1 protein-coding gene is annotated in these 1,143 nt (G+C 32.7%); it reads right to left on the minus strand.

Annotation, left to right across the window (positions count from 1 at the left end):
* Window positions 1-86 precede the first annotated feature (86 nt).
* Window positions 87-884: a S8 family peptidase gene (locus LIZ98_RS17480; RefSeq protein WP_309240473.1), complete on the minus strand. Its 798-nt coding sequence runs from the start codon at window positions 882-884 to the stop codon at window positions 87-89.
* Between the last annotated feature and the right edge of the window lie 259 nt (window positions 885-1,143).

A 1,143-nucleotide genomic window follows, 5' to 3' on the forward strand; every position in this document is an offset into this window, starting at 1 on the left:
GTTGGGAAAATAATTAATCTGAAAATTATGACATTATTTATGCAACACTAGTGGTAAATTATACCATTATTATACAAATATTTGTACTATTTTTTGAAATTTTTACATATCTTAAAAGCCTCTTCTAAATTGAAGATCCTATATCCGTCAGGAGTTTTTTTGATAGAAGATTGTATGATTATCTCTCCTAAATCTTTATTATCTAATAAAGGATTATAGCTTAAGAATAATGCTAGGCCTCCGGCAACATGAGCTGCAGCTAAAGATGTACCGCTTCTTATAGTATAGTTACCGTCTATAGATGTACTTAATATCTTGTGTCCTGGTGCCATAACCGTGAGTTCTTTTCCAGTATTAGAGCCAACCCACCTCTCATTATTTTCAGTTATTGCCCCTACAGCAATAACTTCTTCGTATTTTGCGGGATATGTAATAGAGTTGTTTGATAGAGCAGTATTTCCAGTAGATGCAATAAGAGTAATATTTTCTGAATCAGCTTTCTTAATAGCTTCTTTTAATATACGTGAATCTTTACTTCCACCAAAACTCATGAGAATAATATCTATATCATTATTAATAGCCCACTCAATTCCCTTAGCAATATTTTCGTATGAGCCAATTTGCTTCTTATTTAATACTTTTACTGAGTATAGTTCTGCTTTTGGTGCAATTCGTGCAATAATCCCTGCTATATGTGTACCGTGTCCATTATCATCTTCGTAATTCGTCGAATGATTAATAATATTTATTCCACCTCTAATCTTCAGATCTTTATGATTACTTTTAATACCTGTGTCTAAAATAGCAATGGAAACACCTTTTCCAAAGACTTTGTAACTATCGTGAATTTGTTGAATTTTTAAATATTCAATACTCCAAGGAATTTCTTTCTCCTCAGTAGAACTATGTCTTTTTCTTCATAACTCTCTATTTCTGGTTGTATAGATTTTTCACTTCCCTTATTATTTCCGCTACAATTAACGCAAAAAAGTATGGTCACAATAAAAAAAAAACAATAAATATAATTTTCTGGTTCATGGCACTTATCAATGGGTTTATAGGTTTTGGGGCTTTATATGGAGTAGCGGGTATGGTAGCCTTGTTTGGCGGTGCCGATGTTGTGACATCTGGCTTCTCGGCAGG

The sequence above is a fragment of the Caldibacillus sp. 210928-DFI.2.18 genome (assembly GCF_020554505.1).
In the GTDB taxonomy this organism is placed as follows: Bacteria; Bacillota; Bacilli; order Bacillales; family Caldibacillaceae; genus Caldifermentibacillus; species Caldifermentibacillus hisashii.